General features: G+C 73.8%; 14 protein-coding genes and 1 pseudogene. 10 read left to right on the forward strand and 5 right to left on the reverse strand.

Features of this window, described 5'->3' with window-relative positions; genetic code table 11:
• Positions 1-11 precede the first annotated feature (11 nt).
• A pseudogene (locus tag TR48_RS31255) lies at positions 12-913 on the forward strand (NTP transferase domain-containing protein).
• Entirely contained in the window at positions 910-2,427 is a 1,518-nt protein-coding gene (locus tag TR48_RS31260; RefSeq protein WP_084729912.1) for a molybdopterin molybdotransferase MoeA, read from the forward strand. The pseudogene TR48_RS31255 and the gene TR48_RS31260 overlap by 4 nt, the downstream one beginning before the upstream one ends.
• A gap of 516 nt (positions 2,428-2,943) precedes the next feature.
• Here the strand turns inward: TR48_RS31260 and TR48_RS31265 are convergent.
• The 3 genes from TR48_RS31265 to TR48_RS31275 form a co-directional block, all read right to left on the reverse strand.
• Entirely contained in the window at positions 2,944-4,140 is a 1,197-nt protein-coding gene (locus TR48_RS31265) for a glycosyltransferase family 39 protein (RefSeq protein ID WP_236652418.1), read from the reverse strand.
• The gene (locus TR48_RS41100) at positions 4,124-4,504 is read right to left on the reverse strand and encodes an ArsR/SmtB family transcription factor (RefSeq protein ID WP_152628290.1); all 381 of its coding nucleotides are present in this window, start codon (positions 4,502-4,504) and stop codon (positions 4,124-4,126) included. Before TR48_RS41100 ends, TR48_RS31265 begins: the two co-directional genes overlap by 17 nt.
• A gap of 342 nt (positions 4,505-4,846) precedes the next feature.
• Positions 4,847-6,544 (reverse strand): LCP family protein, encoded by a 1,698-nt coding sequence (locus tag TR48_RS31275; RefSeq protein ID WP_084729914.1) that lies wholly within the window; start codon positions 6,542-6,544, stop codon positions 4,847-4,849.
• A gap of 242 nt (positions 6,545-6,786) precedes the next feature.
• On the opposite strand from TR48_RS31275, the gene TR48_RS31280 reads away from it, so the two are divergent.
• The 5 genes from TR48_RS31280 (at position 6,787) to TR48_RS31300 (ending at position 12,822) form a co-directional block, all read left to right on the forward strand.
• A complete protein-coding gene (locus tag TR48_RS31280) occupies positions 6,787-7,755 on the forward strand; it encodes an NAD(P)H-quinone oxidoreductase (RefSeq protein ID WP_042373705.1) in 969 nt (322 codons plus the stop codon).
• A 204-nt stretch (positions 7,756-7,959) separates the two neighbouring features.
• A complete protein-coding gene (locus TR48_RS39420) occupies positions 7,960-8,712 on the forward strand; it encodes a hypothetical protein (protein ID WP_152628289.1) in 753 nt (250 codons plus the stop codon).
• Positions 8,713-8,805: 93 nt separating this feature from the next.
• Positions 8,806-9,354: a bacterial proteasome activator family protein gene (locus TR48_RS31290; protein ID WP_042373707.1), complete on the forward strand. Its 549-nt coding sequence runs from the start codon at positions 8,806-8,808 to the stop codon at positions 9,352-9,354.
• A 131-nt stretch (positions 9,355-9,485) separates the two neighbouring features.
• Positions 9,486-11,057: a protein kinase domain-containing protein gene (locus TR48_RS41105; RefSeq protein ID WP_084729915.1), complete on the forward strand. Its 1,572-nt coding sequence runs from the start codon at positions 9,486-9,488 to the stop codon at positions 11,055-11,057.
• Positions 11,058-11,211: 154 nt separating this feature from the next.
• Positions 11,212-12,822, forward strand: coding sequence for a protein kinase domain-containing protein (locus TR48_RS31300; RefSeq protein ID WP_084729916.1), 1,611 nt, complete (start codon positions 11,212-11,214; stop codon positions 12,820-12,822).
• Between the two features lie 173 nt (positions 12,823-12,995).
• Here the strand turns inward: TR48_RS31300 and TR48_RS31305 are convergent, their stop codons facing one another.
• Entirely contained in the window at positions 12,996-13,979 is a 984-nt protein-coding gene (locus TR48_RS31305; protein WP_052443203.1) for a phosphotransferase enzyme family protein, read from the reverse strand.
• Between the two features lie 123 nt (positions 13,980-14,102).
• Positions 14,103-14,759 (reverse strand): response regulator, encoded by a 657-nt coding sequence (locus TR48_RS31310; protein WP_042373709.1) that lies wholly within the window; start codon positions 14,757-14,759, stop codon positions 14,103-14,105.
• A gap of 103 nt (positions 14,760-14,862) precedes the next feature.
• Between TR48_RS31310 and pdhA the strand changes: the two genes are divergently transcribed.
• The 3 genes from pdhA to TR48_RS31325 form a co-directional block, all read left to right on the forward strand.
• Positions 14,863-16,137, forward strand: coding sequence for a pyruvate dehydrogenase (acetyl-transferring) E1 component subunit alpha (gene pdhA / locus TR48_RS31315; protein ID WP_439654510.1), 1,275 nt, complete (start codon positions 14,863-14,865; stop codon positions 16,135-16,137).
• A gap of 1 nt (position 16,138) precedes the next feature.
• Positions 16,139-17,122 carry an alpha-ketoacid dehydrogenase subunit beta gene (locus TR48_RS31320; protein ID WP_042373712.1) on the forward strand — a complete coding sequence of 328 codons (984 nt, stop codon included), beginning with the start codon at positions 16,139-16,141 and terminating at the stop codon, positions 17,120-17,122.
• A gap of 18 nt (positions 17,123-17,140) precedes the next feature.
• The coding region (locus tag TR48_RS31325) for a biotin/lipoyl-containing protein (protein WP_042373714.1) at positions 17,141-17,573 on the forward strand (433 nt) is incomplete at its 3' end.

Here is a 17,573-nt window from a genome sequence, read left to right on the forward strand (position 1 = left end):
ATGGGGGCACCATGGAGCGCCACGCATACGACGCCGTCGTCCTGGCCGGCGGAGCCGCCCGCAGGCTGGGCGGCGAGGACAAACCCGCGCTGGTCGTCGGCGGGATGACGCTGCTGGACCGGGTGCTCGCCGCATGCGCGGACGCGGCCACGACGGTCGTGGTCGGCCCCGAGCGCGCGACTGCGCGCGGCGTGCGCTGGGTGCGCGAGGAGCCGCCCGGAGGCGGACCGGTCGCCGGGCTGGCGGCCGGCCTGACGCGGGTCACCGCCGAGGTGACGGTGCTGCTCGCCGCCGACCTGCCGTTCCTGGACGCCGCCACCGTCCGGCGCCTGCTCGACGCGCTGGACGCCCCCGACGTCGACGCCGCCGTCCTGGTGGACCCGGACGGCCGCGAGCAACTCCTCACCGCCGCCTACCGGACCGGGCCGCTACGGGCCGCCCTCGGTGCCGTCGGCGATCCGGACGGCGTGCGGCTGCGGGCCGTCACGAGCGCTCTGCGCACCGTGCGGCTGCCCGACACGGCGGCCGCGGCCGCGGACTGCGACACCTGGGAAGACGTCGAGCGGGCCAGGAAACGCGCCGCGAACGACGCGGACACGCACGGAGCACCACCCTGATGCACGCCGCCGGCAGGCCGATCGGGGACGATGGAGGCGTGCTGGATGACTGGATCGCCGCTGCGAAGACCGAGCTCGGGATCGACCTGGAGGTCGATGTCCACGGGCTGCTCGACATGACCCGGGACGTCGCGCACGGTGTCGCGCGTCCCGCCGCGCCGCTGACCGCGTTCTTGGTGGGGTACGCGGCCGCCTCCGCCGGGGGTGGTCCGGAGGCGGTGGCCGAAGCGAACCGGAAGGCCGCGCAGCTCGCGCTGCGCTGGGCGGCGGACCGCGCCGAGGAGCATCCGGAATGACGGGCCGTGAGGTCGAGACGGACCTGCTGGCGGCGTATCCGTATCTGCTGCCGCAGGCGTCGACCCCGCCGCCCGCGCCCGAGCCGGACCGTCCGTTCGACTACGAGGCGGCGTCGGAGGAGCACCCGCCCGCTCCGCGGCCGCGCACCGCGGACTCCTCCTTCGACCGGGCACTGGACGACGCCTTCGGCCTGGTCGGCCCGGCCCCGGCACCAAGATCACGAAATGCAACACGTGGCGCATTTGATGATCTTGATGCGCTCGGGGACGCCGACCCCTCCGTGCCGCCGCCCGCGACGCACCCCGGCGAGCTCGGCTGGCCGCAGGCGCGCGCTCTCGCCGTGCGCGCCGGCGCGCGCCCGCTCGGCACCGAGGGGCGGGACGCGGCGGACGCGCTGGGCGCGGTGCTGGCCTCGCCCCTGACCGCGGCCACGCACCTGCCTCCCTTCGACACCTCCGCGATGGACGGCTGGGCCGTCTCCGGCCCCGGCCCGTGGCGGCTGCGGAAGCCTGCGGAGGGCGAGGGGCTGGCCGGACGGCCGCCCGCGGCCACGCTGCAGGACGGCGAGGCCGTACGGATCGCCACCGGTGCGCCCGTCCCCGGCGGCGCCACCGCCGTGCTGCGGCGCGAGGACGGCGTCGTCCGCGCCGAGGGCGCGGAGCTGGCCTGCCGCCCCGGTACGCAGTCGCCGCCGCTCGGCCGGGACATCCGTCCGCGCGGGCAGGAGTGCCGCAGTGGCGAGGCGCTGCTCCCCACCGGGACGCTGGTGACGCCCGCCGCGCTCGGCCTGGCGGCGGCCGCCGGGGTCGACCGGCTGACCGTGCACCGCCGCCCCACCGTCGAACTGCTGGTGCTCGGCGACGAGTTGCTCACCGAGGGCCCGCCCGGGGACGGGCGGATCCGGGACGCGCTCGGTCCCATGCTTCCCGGCTGGCTCGCCGCCTACGGCGCGTCCGTCCTCGGCGTGCGCCGGATCGGCGACGACCGGGACGCGCTCGTCACCGCCCTGCGCGCCAGTGGCGCGGACGTCGTGGTCACCACCGGCGGGACGGCGTCCGGGCCGGCGGACTTCCTGCACCCCGCGCTGGCCGAGATCGGCGCGCGGCTGCTGGTCGACGGGGTCCGGGTGCGGCCCGGCCACCCGATGCTGCTGGCCGAGCTGCCGCAGCGCTCGGCCGAGGGCGCTCGTCCCCGCCACCTCGTCGGACTGCCCGGCAATCCCTTCGCCGCCGCGGTCGGCGCGGCCACGCTCGCCGAGCCGCTGCTGCGCGGCCTGGGCGGATGCCCTCCGGCGGAGCCCTACCGGGTCCCGGCCGCGGCGGAGTTCCCCGGCCAGCCCGGCCACACCCGCCTCGTCCCGGTCGCGCTGCCCGAACGCGGTGCGGTACCGCTGCGCCACGACGGCCCCGCGATGCTCCGCGGCCTCGCCCTCGCCGAGGGCCTCGCCGTGATCCCCCCCGGCGGCGTCATGCCCGGACGCCCGATCGAGGTCCTCGACGTCCCCTGCGCCTGAGGCGGTGCCGTGCCGTCAGGCGGCGCGCAGGTGCTGAGCCCGCGCCCGCTGGGGCCACACACAGGCTCGGGCGGGAGCCCGGCAGCGGCGTGGCCGGTCGCTGAGGGCCGGGTCGTGGCGTAGGCGGATCCGCCAGGGATGGTGTTGAGGTGGGAGTCCGGCGCCGGGGCCACAGCTCCCGGGGGCTGGAGAGGGGCGTGGAGTCGCGCCGCCTGGGGTCGCGGCTCGGCGGCCCGGTGCGGAGGAGCCAGACAGTGCCGCAGCTCTCGGGCCGGAGCGGGGCAGCGGCGCGGTCGGCGGCTGGGGCCCCGTCGTGCCCGCAGGGGGCAGCCAGGTGGTGGGGAGGCGTGGGCGCGGGCCTTCGGCGTCGCAGGGATTGGGCCAGAGCCGGACGGGGGTGCGACGGCTAGGCGGCTGGGCACCGCTGCAGGCGGTCCCGCCGGGTGGCGTCGAGGCGCGCGTCGAGGCCGTCGCGGCCACAGTGCCGGGTGCCGGGTGCCGGGTGCGGGGTCGCGGTCAGGGTGGGCCGGGGCCGAGGAGCCAGAGGGCGCCGTAGGCGGCGGAGGCAAGGGCGACCAGCGCCAGGGAGCCGGCGACGCGTCGGGGGCGGAGGGTCGCCAGCCAGGCGGACAGGGGCAGCAGCAGGGGGAAGCCGGGCAGGAGCAGGCGGGGCTTGGAGTTGAAGTACGCCTGCGCCCCCAGCGCCAGCGCGAGGGTGACCGCCGCGTACGCGAGGACGGGCAGGGGTGGGCGCTGTCGGACGCACGCCACCAGCGCCCAGACGACCAGGCCCACGAAGGCCAGCAGCCCGAGGCCCGCGCCGAGGTTCGTCGCCAGCTGGTGGCCGACGAAGCGGGCGTACGCCGCGCCGAAGTCGAAGCCGTTGCCCCACTGGCTCTGCACGTGCAGGTACGCCGAGAGGCCGCCGACCCAGCCGGCGTAGGCGAGCAGGCCCGCAGGGGCGAGCAGTGCGCCGAGGACGGCGCGGACGCGGCGCTCCTCGCGCCGCCACAGCGTGACCGCCGCGCCGACCCAGACGGCGGCGATCACCGCGGCCGCGCTCGGGCGGGTGAGACCGGACAGCGCGGCCAGCAGACCCGCGGTGATCCACTCGCGGCGCAGCACCGCGTAGAGGCACCAGGCGGCGAGCGCGGTGAACAGGGACTCGGTGTAGGCCATCGACTGCAGCACGCCGATCGGCAGCGCCGCCCACAGCACCACCAGCAGCGTGGCCGCCCGGCGTCCGGCCAGGCGCTCGCCGACGGCGAAGATCCCCAGCGCGGCGGCGACCGAGGCGAGGGCGCTGAGCAGCAGGCCCGCGTCCGCGTAGGAGACGCCGACAGCGTTGTGCAGCCCGCGCTCCAGCCAGGGGAGCAGCGGGAAGAAGGCCAGGTGGGAGTGGGCCCCGGCGCCGCGGGTGTGCGCGGTGGCCTGGTAGCCGGGCCAGTGGTAGCCGTGGGCCGCGATGTCGGTGTACCAGAGCGAGTCCCAGCGGCCCGACAGCAGTTGGTGCGGGCTGCGGCCCTCCGCACCCGCCCAGACGGCGAGCACGACGAGGCCGAGCACTCGGACGGCCGCGAAGAGGCCGAGCGCGGGCAGGGCGCGGGCGAGCGCGACCACCGTCCGCGGACGCGACGGGCGGGGATCGGTGAGCTTCGAACCGGGAGCCTGCAGCGCGGGGACGGTGGCCGACGCCTCAGACGATGTGGCCACGCGCCAGCCCCTTGGGCGTGTGCGCGCCGCCGACCGCGCTGAGGCCGGGTCCGTCGGACTTGTCCTGGAGCTCCTGGTCCTGCGCCGAGAGCTGGCTGACCATGAGTCGGACGACCGCGGCCAGGTAGGGGTCGTCGACGAGGTAGACCTGTCGGCGGCCCTCCCGGCGGGAGCGGACGAGGCCGGCCAGGCGCAGCTTGGCCAGGTGCTGGCTGACGGCGGGGAGTGTGCCGCCGACCTGCTCGGCGAGGCCGGTGACGTCGCACTCGCCGCCGGCGAGGATCCAGACGATCTGCAGACGGGTGGGCGAGGCGAGCATGCCGAAGGCGGCGGCGGCCTGGTCCATCACCTCGGGGCCGGGCATGTCCTGCGGCGCGGTCGCGGCGGCAGCACCGATCACGGCTCCGATGGCCTCGCGGACCTCTGCGCCAGTCGTCATGCGCGTTCTCCTTCGCCCTCGCTCTCCCCGGATCCCTGCCCGCGCCCCACCAAGACTAGTGCCGGGGCAGCCCACCTTTGCCGGGTCGATCACGGTGTCGAGGGGACGCAGCGGCCCGGGGTGGGCTGTGGGCACCGGGCCTACACAGCGCGCTGTCGCTGGTCGGACGGGGTGCGGGGTCCCTGCGCGGCCCTGGCGCGGCGGTCGTTCGCGCGGGCCGCGTCTCGGCCGGGGTGGCATGGGACACGGCCGCCGGGCACCGGGCGGTCACGGGGCGGAGTCCGGGACGTTCTTGGCTTCCGCGTAGGCCTGGATCGGCGACATCGGGACGCCGTTCAGTTCGACCGTCTGCTCCTGGCTGACCTGGGCACAGCCGCCGGTGTCGTCGGCGGTGCGAGCGCCGGCGCCGTTCAGGGCCTGCTGCGTACTCGCCGGAGCCGGCTTGCCGGAGGCTCCGGGGAAGACGGTGCCGGAGGGCCAGTCCGCGCCGATGACCAGGGTGACCCCGGAGCCGGCGGAGGACGCGCTCAGCGCGCTGTCCGGAAGACCGAGGGCGGCGGCGACGGTGCGGGCGGCGGCTTCGTCGCCGGGGGCGTACTGGAGCTGGGTGGTCGTGGCGGTCGTGGGCGAGGTGACCGCCGTGGTGCCGGAGCCGAAGCCCTTGGCGGTCAGGGCGTCGGCGAGCTGCGTGGCCCGGCCGCGGGTGCCGCTGGCGTTGTCGACGTGGACGTCGATCTGTCCGGCCGCGACCGAGTCGGAGCCGCTCCCGCCCGCCGGCGCCGACGCGGACGCGGACGCGGACGCCGACATGGACGCGGACGGCGAGACGGAGGCCGCAGCGGAGGCGGAGTTGGACGGGGAGGCGGAGGTGGAGGCCGAGGCGGACGGAGAGGCGGACCCGCCGCCGGGCGACGTCAGCGACTGGTCGTTGGCGATCGTGGCGAACAGGGCCTGCGCGTCGGGGCCGACGATCAGGCGGTTCGGATCGCTCGGGTCGGTCTCCGTCTGCATGGTCGTGAAGGTCATCCGGTTGGTCGGCACCTTCGCCACGTCGTTGGCCAGGCCGAGGAGTGAGGTGACGTTGCCGAGGCCGCTGTCGACCGTCAGCGCCTTGGTCGCCGAGTCGGCGAGGTCGAAGAGCCGGGTGGGGTCGGTCAGCGTCCCGGCGCTGCGCATGGACCGCATCATCGAGCTCAGGTACAGGTGCTGGGCGCCCAGTCGGCCGAGGTCGCCGCCGTCGCCGAAGGCGTGCCGGGAGCGGACGAACTCCAGCGCGGCGTTGCCCTTGAGGTTGTGGGTGCCCTTGGCGAGCTTGAGGTGCGAGTAGGTGTCGTAGACGTTGTCGCTGACGCACACCTTGACGCCGCCCACGGCGTCGGACATGGAGACCACGCCCGAGAAGGTGACCATCATGAAGTGGCTGATGGGGATACCCGTCAGCTGGTGGATGGTCTCCATCTGGCACTGCGGGCCGTAGGCGAGCGCGCTGTTGACCATGCCGCGGTAGCCCCCGGTGCGGTTGGCGCTGTTGGTCGGGTCGGTGCAGGCGGGCACGTCGACGATGGTGTCGCGGGGGATGCTCATCACCGTCGCGTTGGACCGGTTGGCGGAGACGTGGACGAGCATCTCGACGTCGGCGTTGCCGAAGCCGCCGCCGATGTTGCAGTCCCCGCCGAGGTTGCAGTCCGCCTGGGTGTTCCGCGCGTCCGTGCCGATGACCAGGATGTCGATCGGGGTCCGGCCGAAGGCGTCGGGCTTCTCCTGGCCGAGGGTCTTCCTGGTGTCGCCGCCCAGATGGACGGTGTGCAGATTGCCGCTGAAGCGGTTGTACAGCCAGGTGCCCAGCCCCGCGACGACGAGGACCAGGACGGACAGCGCCAGCGCGAGGATCTTCAGGACGCGACGGGCCTTCGAACGCGGTCTGCGTTCGGTGAGCTCGTCAGGGGCGTCCGTCTCGTCCTGCATGTCCTGGTTCCCCCGTCGTGGTGTCCGGCGGGCACCTTCGGCATCGGCTCCGCCTTCCATGCTTGCGCAATTCTGCAAGCGTACGCCTGTTCTCTGTGCGAGGCCCCGGTGGCTCACCGTGGCGAGAGGTGTACGGAGCGTCCCCGGATGCGGCGGTTGTTCGCGCGTCAGATCCGCTCGGCGGCGCGGCAATCCGGCGGGGCCGGGGGCTCGGGCGACCCCGGCGGGGTAGCGTCGGCGGCATGCGAGCGATCACGATTGAGACGCCGGGCGGCCCCGAGGCGTTGGTGCTGCGTGAGGTCCCGGACCCGGTTCCCGGTTCCGGCGAGGTGCTGGTCGAGGTGGTGGCCTCGGCGGTGAACCGAGCCGACGTGCTGCAGCGGCAGGGCTTCTACGATCCCCCGCCGGGGGCGTCCCGGTATCCGGGCCTGGAGTGCTCCGGCCGTGTCGCCGCGATCGGCGACGGCGTCGTCGGCTGGTCCGTGGGGGACGAGGTCTGCGCGCTGCTGTCCGGCGGCGGCTACGCGGAGAAGGTCGTCGTGCCCGCCGGTCAACTGCTTCCCGTGCCCAAGGGCGTCGACCCGGTGACCGCGGCCGGTCTCCCCGAGGTGGTCTGCACCGTCTGGTCGAACGTCTTCCAGGTCTGTCACCTGCGTCCGGGCGAGCTGCTGCTCGTCCACGGCGGTTCGAGCGGCATCGGCACCATGGCCATCCAGCTCGGCAAGGCGCTCGGTGCGAAGGTCGCCGTGACGGCGGGCTCGGCGACGAAGCTGGAGGCGTGCCGGGAGCTGGGCGCCGACGTGCTGATCAACTACCGCGAGCAGGACTTCGTCGAGGAGGTGGCGGCGCTCGGCGGCGCGGACGTGATCCTCGACGTCGTCGGGGCCAAGTACCTGGACCGCAACCTCGACGCGCTGGCCGTGAACGGACGCCTCGTCATCATCGGCATGCAGGGCGGGGTGACGGCGGACCTCAACATCGCCAAGCTGATGTCCAAGCGCGCCGCGATCGCCGCGACCTCGCTGCGGGCGCGTCCGCTGGAGGAGAAGGCGGCGGTGGTGGCCTCGGTGCGCGAGCACGTCTGGCCGCTGATCGAGTCGGGCGTGGTCAGGCCGGTGATCGACCGGGTCCTGCCGCTGGCGGACGCGGCGGAGGCGCACCGGCTGATGGAGTCCAGCGCGCACATCGGCAAGATCCTTCTTCAGGTCTGAGCCACGGGTGGTCCGGCCGGTCCGGGCGGCTCGGTGACGCGGGCTCGCGGCCCCGTTGCGGCAAGGGGATGAAGAGCGGGGCCGACCGTCGCTGAATGGCGTAGCCACGCTTGCCGGGGGCGGTGGCCGGTGTCCTAATTGCCACATATGAGCGCTTTGTCGGCCTTGGGGACGGGCGCTACGAGGACGGCCGGGACGGCCCTCGTGGCGGGGTCGCTGATGGTCGTGGGCGTGGGGAGCGCCCAGCAGGCCGTGGCAGCCGGATGGTCCGGGGCGCCGGCGCTCGGTCCGGTGCAGGCGCTGGTCAAGGCGAAGCCCACCAAGGCGCCGCGCGGCTTCACGGTGCGGCTGCCGGACGGCCGGACCCTGCGCTTCACCTACGCCCCCGCGCCGGGAGCCGGTTCGCACCGGCCCCCGACCGGCGACCCCTCCTCCGGCGACCCCGACGCGGGCGACCCCGGGACAGGCACGCCGCCCTCGGGGGGCCCCTCGGATCCGGGGACCCCCTCCGCGTCGTCGAGCACCGACCCGTCCGTGAGCGGGCTCCCGGTACCGGTCGTCAGTTCGCTGTTCCCCTCGTCCGGGCCCTCCGGCTCGGGCGACCGCACCACGTCCGGCTCGCGGCCCAGCCACGGGGCGGCGGCCGCGCAACCGTCCTCCTCGACGTCCGTGCGTTCCACGCCCGGCGGGCCTGCCCAGGACGGCGCGGGAGCGGGGGCGGGGTCCGGCGCGGACGCCGTCGCGCCGGAGGCGGTCGTGCCCGAGCGCCCGGCCTCCACCGTCCCGCCGCCGCTCGGCCCCCAGGCGCTGCTCCACCCCGGGGCCGCGACCGAGCAGATCGCCGTGCGCACCGCGGACTCGGGGGGCTTGGGCCCGCGTGCCCGCCTCCTCGGCGTCGGCCTCGCCCTCATCGGCGCCGGAGCGGCGCTCTTCGGCTGGCGCATCCGGCGACTGTGAACCGGCGCCCCACCGCTGTTCACCGAAGAGGCGCACACTTGTTCTGGCAAATATCGCGCCGTCCCGACACCCCCATAAGACAGAATGACGTTCATGAACAGCCCCAGCCAACGGCCTGAAGACGGCCCTCACGTCCTGATCGTCGGTCCCGACGGCCTGCCGGTCGCCGGTGGCACATCGGCAGAGGAGGGCGGCGAAGCCCGGGAGCTGCCGATAACGGAGATGGTGGAGCAGCCCGCCAAGGTCATGCGGATCGGCAGCATGATCAAGCAGCTGCTGGAGGAGGTCCGCGTCGCCCCGCTCGACGAGGCCAGCCGAGTGCGGCTGAAGGAGATCCACGCCAGCTCCGTCAAGGAGCTGGAGCAGGGGCTCGCGCCGGAGCTGGTCGAGGAGTTGGAGCGGCTCTCGCTCCCCTTCACCGAGGACGCGGTCCCGTCCGAGGCGGAGCTGCGGATCGCGCAGGCGCAGCTCGTCGGTTGGCTCGAGGGCCTCTTCCACGGCATCCAGACCGCGCTGTTCGCCCAGCAGATGGCCGCGCGCGCCCAGTTGGAGCAGATGCGGCGGGCCCTCCCGCCCGGCATGGCCGGACACGAGGAGGGCGAGGAGGGTCCCGGCGGAATCCGCTCGGGTCCGTACCTGTAGGCAGGTCCACAGGTCCGTCTGCGAAGCATGGGCAGGGCGAGAACCCGGCTGTTTTCAGCCCTGCTCATCGCGCTAACGTTGGCCCCTGACGGCGTACCAGGCAGGGCGCCCGGTTGGGGGAGCGAGAGCGCATGAGCGAGCTGGGCGGCGCGGCCGAGACCGGACGGACGGTCGGCCACGGCCGTTACGTGCTGCGGGATCTGCTCGGTCAGGGCGGCATGGCCACGGTGCATCTCGGCGACGACACGGTGCTCGACCGGCCCGTCGCGGTGAAGACGATGCTCGGCGACATGAGCCGCGAACCCTCCTTCCGCGAGCGGTTCCGCCGCGAGGCGCAGGCCGTGGCGCGGCTCAACCACACCAACATCGTGGCCGTCTACGACAGCGGCGAGGACGACCAGGACGGCACGCCCGTCCCGTTCATCGTCATGGAGTACGTCGAGGGCTCCTCTCTCAGCTCCGTGCTGCGCAAGGACATCGCCGAGCGGGGCGCGATGCCCACCGACAAGGCGCTGGAGGTCACCGCCGACGTGCTGGCGGCCCTCGCCGCCTCGCACGAGCAAGGGCTGGTCCACCGCGACATCAAGCCCGCCAACGTCATGCTGACCAAGCGCGGCGTGGTCAAGGTGATGGACTTCGGCATCGCCCGCGCGATGCAGTCCGGCGTCACCTCGATGACGCAGACCGGCATGGTCGTGGGCACGCCCCAGTACCTCTCCCCCGAGCAGGCGCTCGGCAAGCCCGTGGACGCCCGCTCCGACCTGTACTCCGTCGGCTGCATGCTCTTCGAGCTGCTCACCGGGCGGCTGCCGTTCGAGTCCGAGTCGCCGCTCGGCATGGCGTACCAGCACGTCCAGGAGACGCCGCCGGCTCCGTCCAGCGTCAACGCGGCTGTGCCGCTCGCGGTGGACGCGCTGGTCGCGCGGGCGCTGCGCAAGGACCCGGCCCACCGCTTCCAGTCCGCGGACGAGATGCGCGAGGAGTGCCGCCGCGTCGCCCAGTCCGCGACGGGCGTGGGCAACCAGCCGCAGGTCTCCGGCGACGGGCAGCGGATCAGCAACGTCGGCGGGTCCGGCCAGAACGCGGTCTTCCCGCAGGCCCAGGGCCCCCTCAACACGCCGTACCCGCAGGGCCCCAACACGCAGATGCCGCGGCCCGGCATGGGTCAGCCGATGCCGCCGATGGGGCAGGCTCCGATGGGGCAGACGCCACCGCCGTACGCTCAGCGTCCCAACACGCCTCCGCCGTACGCGCAGCGCCCCAACACTCCGCCGCCGATGGCGCGTCCGACTCCGCCGCCGTACGCGCAGCGCCCCAACACGCCTTCGCCGTACGCGCAGCGCCCCAACACGCCTCCGCCGTACGCCCAGCGCCCCAACACTCCGCCGCCGATGGCGCGTCCGACCCCGCCGCCCGGGGCGACGCCCCGGCCGATGGGCGTGCCCACCCCGCCGCCGTTCGCGGCGCGGCCCCCGGCGGCCACTCCGCCACCGCCGTTCCAGCCGAACCCCCGTGCGGCGCCCACCTCCGCCGCGAGGGGCTGCGGGCGTCTCGCGGTGGTCCTGATGATCCTCGGCGTGCTGCTGATCGGGTTGATCCTGGTGCTCGTGCTGGCCGTCGACCATGCGAAGAACGCCACTTCGACGGACGGTATGGGTAGTTCGAAGGGAATCGTCGCCAGCCTGACGGGCAACGGCGGGTAAGAGGCTCCGCATACGTCGCCGGAAACCGGTAGCGTGCGGAGAAGGTGCATCGTCCGCGCGCGGCGCGGACGGTGGCGGTGCGGTGCGCGTCGGTGCGCCGGCGCGACGGCGCAGCAGAAAAGGCGCGGAACGCGCGGAACGATTGCGGAGAACGATGGCAGACACGCAGCACCCGCGGGACGAGGACGGCCAGGACGGCCGAGGGCCCCGGCCTGAGGCTGACGCTGCCGCGAGCACCGCCGCGGACGCCGCCACCGGTCAAGCGGGGGAGGCCTTCGTCACCACCAGCGGGCTGAGCGTCGTGGGCGAGGGCCGGTACCGGCTCACCAGCCGGCTCGGCCGCGGCGGCATGGCCGAGGTCTTCGCCGCCATGGACCAGCGGCTCGGCCGCACCGTCGCGATCAAGGTGCTCCGCCCGGAGCTCGCCGAGGACTCCATCGCCCGCACCCGCTTCACGCGCGAGGCGCACTCGGTCGCGTCGCTCAACCACCATGCCGTCGTGGCCGTCTACGACACCGGCGAGGAGGCGCGCGGCGGCGAGACCGTCCCGTACATCGTGATGGAGCTGGTCGAGGGCCACACGGTCCGCGAGCTGCTGCAGAGCCAGGAGCCGCCGCCGGTCGACCAGGCGCTGATCATCACCGCCGGGGTGCTGGAGGCGCTCGCCTACAGCCACAAGCACGGCATCGTGCACCGCGACATCAAGCCCGCGAACGTGATCATCACGAGCAGCGGCGCGGTCAAGGTGATGGACTTCGGCATCGCGCGGGCGCTCACGGGCGTCACCTCGACGATGACGCAGACCGGCATGGTCATGGGCACCCCCCAGTACCTCTCCCCGGAGCAGGCCCTCGGCAAGGCCGTCGACCACCGCTCCGACCTGTACGCCACCGGCTGCATGCTCTACGAACTGCTGACGCTGCGCCCGCCGTTCACCGGGGACACCCCGCTGTCGGTCGTCTACCAGCACGTCCAGGACCCGCCGAAGCCGCCCTCCCAGGCGAACCCGCGCGTCCCCGCGTCGCTGGACGCGCTGGTGCTGCGCGCGCTGGCCAAGGACCCCGACGACCGTTTCCAGTCGGCCGACGAGTTCCGTGCGCACGTCCAGCACGCGCTGCGCCAGATGCACGGCGCCGCGGCGGAGGCGACGCAGGTTCTCGGGGCGGTCCCGCCGGTCTCCCCGACCGCGCCCACGACGGTCCTCCCGCAGGGCCCCGGCGGCCCCGGCGACCACGCCCCCACCACGGTCATGGCCGCGGCGACCCCCCCCCCGGCCCCGCCGGCCGGGCGCCCGCCGGTCTACGAAGACCACTACGACGACGAGGGCGAACACGGCAACCGCCGCGGGCTCTTCGCGGTGATCGCGGTCCTGGTCGTGATCGCGGCCATCGGCGTGGGCGTCGCCCTCGCCCTCAACGGCGGCGGCCACGGCGGTGGTGGCGGCACACCGACGACGACGCCGCCGTCGGTGGCGCAGACGACGCCGCAGACGCAGCCGTCCACGCCGACGGAGCAGCCGACGCAGTCGCAGGGCCCGAGCTACTACAGCCCCACGCCGACGCCTACCCCGACCCCGACGCCCACCCCGACGCCGACCCCCACGCCTACGCCGACCCCGACGCCCACCCCGACGCCGACGCCGTCGGTCAGCCCGAGCAACACGGGCGCCCCGACGACGCCTGCCAGCACCCCGACCGGCGCAGCCGGCGCGGGCGGCGCGGGCGGCGCGGGCGGCACCACCGGCACCCCCAAGGCCGGCGCCTGACCGTTCCACTCGGGCCGAATGCGCCATCCGGGGGCGCGAGGAACTGCGTGAGAGAGCCCCTGTGCGGATGGCCTACGCGCACCGGACCATCCGCTCGCGGGCGGCTTGTCGCGCGGTTCCCCCGCGCCCCGAGGTGAGTGCGACAGCATGCGGGAGCGCAGGGATCAGTTGGATCAGTTCACGTAGGCGTCCAGGACCTGTTGGTACTCCTCGCACCACCAGACGATCTGGGCCGCCGCTGCCGGGAAGAGTTCGTTCGCGCGGTCGTCTCGCCGCGCGTAGCGCCAGCGGAGCATCCAGAAGTCGTTGAGGCGTTCCCACCAGACGCGGTGGACCCCCGCGGCCATCTGTTCCGGTGAGTGGCCGGAGGCCGCGCGGTAGGCGCGGGCGTAAGCCCGCACGCGGGCGAGGTCGAGGACGCCGGAGGCGGGCGCGCTGAAGAACTGGGTGGCCGCGCGGACCGCCTCCTCGGTGACGGGCTTGACGCCCAGGCGGTCCCAGTCCAGGACCGCCACCGCCCGCTCGTCCCGGTAGAGCAGGTTCAGCGGGTGGAAGTCGCCGTGGACCCATCCGGCCGGCGGCGCGCCGCGGGGGCCGGGCCTGCGGCTCGCGTAGGCGTCCAGCAGGACGAGCCGTTCGCGCAGGCGCTGCTCGGCGAGGGCGTCGATGGGCTCGCGGGGGGTGCGGGCGCGGGCCGCGCCCAGCAGGGTGGTGATGGTGATGTGGGTCTGCTCGGGGTCGGCCGTCGGCCACGGGCCGCAGGCGTCGAGGACCGGCGGTTGGATGCGGCGCAGTTCGGCGTGTATGGAGCCCAGCAGCGTGCCGAGCCCGGCCGCGGCCGCGAGCGGGAGGGAGCCTGGCGGGGCGCCGTCCACGAAGGGGAAGAGCGCGTAGCGGCGGCCGCGCTGCAGGACGAGGGTGCGGCCGTCCTCGGCCGAGGCCGGTGGGACGGCGGGGAGGCCGGAGGCCGCGAGCGCGGCGATGGTGCGGTGCTGCGCGCTGAGCGCGCCGCTGGAGGCGTGCCCGCCGTCGTCGAGGTACTGCTTGAGGATCCACCGGCGGCCGTCCGCCGCGTCGACCTGCCAGACGCGGTTCAGCAGGCCGTGCGCGGTGCGTTGGATCCGCTGGGGTTCGTCGATGCCGAAGCGTTCCAACACCGCCCGAAGGCGGGCCGGAACGGCTGATAAACCACTTGTCAGCGTGAGTGTCTGGGCCTCCGTCACGCGGCAGATGCTACTGCCGGGGCGCGCGAGGCAGGCCTTGCTGATCTTCTGTGATCGTTAACCCTCCGTCGCGTGTATCTTCGCGACATACGCGGCGGCCTGGGTGCGTCGTTCCATGCCCAGTTTTGCCAGCAGGCTGGAGACGTAGTTCTTGACGGTCTTCTCGGCCAGGTGCAGCTCGGCGCCGATCTGCCGGTTGGTCATGCCCTCGCCGATCAGGTCGAGGATCCGGCGTTCCTGCTTCGTCAACTCGGACAGGCGCTCGTCCTCCCTCCGGTCGCCGTCGCGCAGGCGCGCCAGGACCCGGGCGGTGGCCACCGGGTCGAGCAGCGACTTGCCGGAGGCGACGTCCCGCACGGCGGAGAGCAGGTCGGTGCCGCGGATCGCCTTCAGGACGTAGCCGGACGCTCCGGCCATGATCGCGTCGAAGAGCGCCTCGTCGTCCGGGAAGGACGTGAGCATGAGGCACTTGACCTCGGGCAGCTGCGAGCGGATCTCCCGGCACACCTCGACGCCGCTGCCGTCGGGCAGCCGGACGTCCAGGACGGCGACGTCCGGACGCGTGGCGGGGATCCGGACCAGCGCCTCGGCCGCCGTTCCGGCCTCGCCGACCACCTCGACGTCCGTCTCCAGCGAGAGCAACTCGTGGACGCCCCGCCGGACGACTTCGTGGTCGTCGAGGAGGAATACTCGGATTTGTCCCGAATCGCTCATGGTCACAGCCTTGCATACAGGCCGAAAGACTGCTGGCTACGAGGGGTGATTTGCCCTGGTTTGGGGACGAGCGTGGTAGTTGGACGTCCTAGGACAGAAGAAATTGGGTCTTCCCCTGGGTAACGTTCTCGAAGAGGATCAGGGCACACCTATCCGCCGATCCGCAGTCGTCGCCCACCCGAAGCGAGGACGCACGGAGCAGGCGACCGGACCGGTTGCCGGCAACCCCGGAGGCCGGAGAAACCGAGGAGTGAACGTGACCGTCGAGAGCACGGCGGGGGCGGCGACCGCTGCCGTCCCGGAGCTGGTGCAGCTGCTCACCCCCGAGGGGGAGCGAGTGGAGCATCCGCGCTTCTCCCTGGAGACCACCCCGGAAGAGCTGCGCTCCATCTATCGTGACCTGGTCCTTGTGCGCCGCTTCGACGGCGAGGCCACCGCTCTGCAGCGCCAGGGCGAGCTGGGCCTGTGGGCCTCCCTGCTCGGCCAGGAGGCCGCCCAGGTGGGCTCGGGGCGCGCACAGCGTCCGGGCGACTGGGCCTTCCCCACCTACCGCGAGCACGGCGTCGCGTGGTGCAAGGGTGTCGACCCGCTGAACCTGCTCGGCATGTTCCGCGGCGTGAACCACGGCGGATGGGACCCGTACGAGAAGAACTTCCAGCTCTACACCATCGTCATCGGCTCGCAGACGCTGCACGCGACGGGCTACGCGATGGGCATCACCAAGGACGGCACGGACGACGCGGTGGTCGCCTACTTCGGCGACGGCGCCTCCAGCCAGGGCGACGTCAACGAGGCCTTCACCTTCGCCTCGGTCTACAACGCGCCCGTGGTCTTCTTCTGCCAGAACAACCAGTGGGCGATCTCCGAGCCCACCGAGCGGCAGACCCGAGTCCCCCTCTACCAGCGCGCGGCCGGCTTCGGGTTCCCCGGTGTCCGGGTCGACGGCAACGACGTGCTCGCCTGCCTGGCGGTCACCCGCTGGGCGCTCGAGCGCGCCCGCAACGGCGAGGGCCCGACCCTGATCGAGGCCTTCACCTACCGCATGGGCGCCCACACCACCTCCGACGACCCGACCCGCTACCGGATCGCGGACGAGTTGGAGGAGTGGAAGCTCAAGGACCCGATCGAGCGGGTCAAGGCCTACCTGGTCCGCGAGGAGTGGGCCGACCAGGAGTTCTTCGACGCCGTGGACGCCGAGAGCGAGCAGCTGGCGCGCCGCGTCCGCGAGGGCGTGCGCAACATGCCGGACCCGGACCCGACTTCGATCTTCGAGAACGTCTACGCCGAGGGTCACGCGCTCGTGGACGAGGAGCGCGCGCAGTACGTGGAATACGCGGCGTCGTTCGACGGCTCCGAAGAGGTTGGGGAGGGCCGCTGACATGGCCGCTGAGAACTACTCGATGGTGAAGGCCCTCAACGAGGCGCTGCGGCGCTCGCTGGAGGCCGACCCGAAGACCCTCGTCATGGGCGAGGACGTGGGCCGCCTCGGCGGCGTCTTCCGGGTCACCGACGGCCTGCACAAGGACTTCGGCGACGCCCGGATCATCGACACCCCGCTGGCCGAGTCCGGCATCATGGGCACCGCGATCGGCCTGGCGCTGCGCGGCTACCGTCCGGTGGTGGAGATCCAGTTCGACGGCTTCGTCTACCCGGCCTTCGACCAGATCGTGACCCAGCTGGCCAAGATGCACGCCCGTGCGCTCGGCCACGTGAAGCTGCCGATCACCGTGCGCATCCCCTTCGGCGGCGGCATCGGCGCCGTCGAGCACCACAGCGAGTCGCACGAGGCGTACTTCGCCCACACGGCCGGCCTCAAGGTCGTCTCCCCGTCGAACCCGGTGGACGCGCACTGGATGCTGCGCCAGGCGATCGCCTCGGACGACCCGGTGATCTTCCTGGAGCCGAAGCGCCGGTACTGGGACAAGGGCGTCGTGGACCCGCTGGGTGAGGCCCCGGCCGCGCTGCACGCCGCGCGCGTCGCGCGTCCGGGCCGGGACCTGACCCTGATCGCCTACGGCCCGATGGTCAAGGTCTGCCTGGAGGCGGCCGAGGCCGCGGCCGAGGACGGCCACCAGATCGAGGTCGTCGACCTGCGCTCGCTGTCCCCGGTGGACTTCGACACGCTGGAGGCCTCCGTCAAGCGCACCGGCCGCGCCGTCGTCGTGCACGAGGCCCCGGTCTTCATGGGCATGGGCTCGGAGCTGGCCGCCCGGATCACCGAGCGCTGCTTCTACTCGCTGGAGGCCCCCGTGCTGCGGGTGGGCGGCTACTTCGCCCCGTACCCGCCGTCCCGGGTGGAGGAGACGTACTTGCCGGACCTCGACCGGGTGCTCGACGCCGTCGACCGCGCCCTCGCCTTCTGACGGGGGTTGGAGAGCACCATGAGCACCGCTGTTTCTCACGTCCGCCAGTTCAAGATGCCGGACGTCGGCGAGGGCCTCACCGAGGCCGAGATCCTCAAGTGGTACGTGCAGCCGGGTGACACCGTCACGGACGGCCAGGTCGTCTGCGAGGTCGAGACGGCCAAGGCCGCCGTCGAGCTGCCGATCCCCTTCGACGGGGTGGTGCAGGAGCTGTTCTTCAGCGAGGGCACGACGGTCGACGTCGGCACGGCGATCATCAGTGTCGCGGTCGCGGGCGGCGCCCCGGCCGAGGCGGCGCCCGCTCCGGCGGCCGCCGCCGAGGAGGAGCCGGAGCGCCGCGAGGTGCTGGTCGGCTACGGCCCGCGCTCGGGCTCGTCCAAGGCGCCGCGCGCGCAAGGCGCCCGCGTCCGCCGCGCCGACGGTCGTGCAGACCGCCGGCGAGGCCGTCTAC

This window comes from Streptacidiphilus neutrinimicus (assembly GCF_000787815.1).
GTDB lineage: Bacteria > Actinomycetota > Actinomycetes > Streptomycetales > Streptomycetaceae > Streptacidiphilus > Streptacidiphilus neutrinimicus.

Bases quoted from the DNA above. Each gene is read 5' to 3' on its own strand.
- TR48_RS41100 (WP_152628290.1), bottom strand. From the start codon at position 4,504: ATGCCCGGCCCCGAGGTGATGGACCAGGCCGCCGCCGCCTTCGGCATG.
- TR48_RS31310 (WP_042373709.1), bottom strand. From the start codon at position 14,759: ATGAGCGATTCGGGACAAATCCGAGTATTCCTCCTCGACGACCACGAA.
- TR48_RS31260 (WP_084729912.1), top strand. From the start codon at position 910: ATGACGGGCCGTGAGGTCGAGACGGACCTGCTGGCGGCGTATCCGTAT.
- TR48_RS31290 (WP_042373707.1), top strand. From the start codon at position 8,806: ATGAACAGCCCCAGCCAACGGCCTGAAGACGGCCCTCACGTCCTGATC.
- TR48_RS31320 (WP_042373712.1), top strand. From the start codon at position 16,139: ATGGCCGCTGAGAACTACTCGATGGTGAAGGCCCTCAACGAGGCGCTG.
- TR48_RS41105 (WP_084729915.1), top strand. From the start codon at position 9,486: ATGAGCGAGCTGGGCGGCGCGGCCGAGACCGGACGGACGGTCGGCCAC.
- TR48_RS31280 (WP_042373705.1), top strand. From the start codon at position 6,787: ATGCGAGCGATCACGATTGAGACGCCGGGCGGCCCCGAGGCGTTGGTG.
- TR48_RS31300 (WP_084729916.1), top strand. From the start codon at position 11,212: ATGGCAGACACGCAGCACCCGCGGGACGAGGACGGCCAGGACGGCCGA.
- TR48_RS31275 (WP_084729914.1), bottom strand. From the start codon at position 6,544: ATGCAGGACGAGACGGACGCCCCTGACGAGCTCACCGAACGCAGACCG.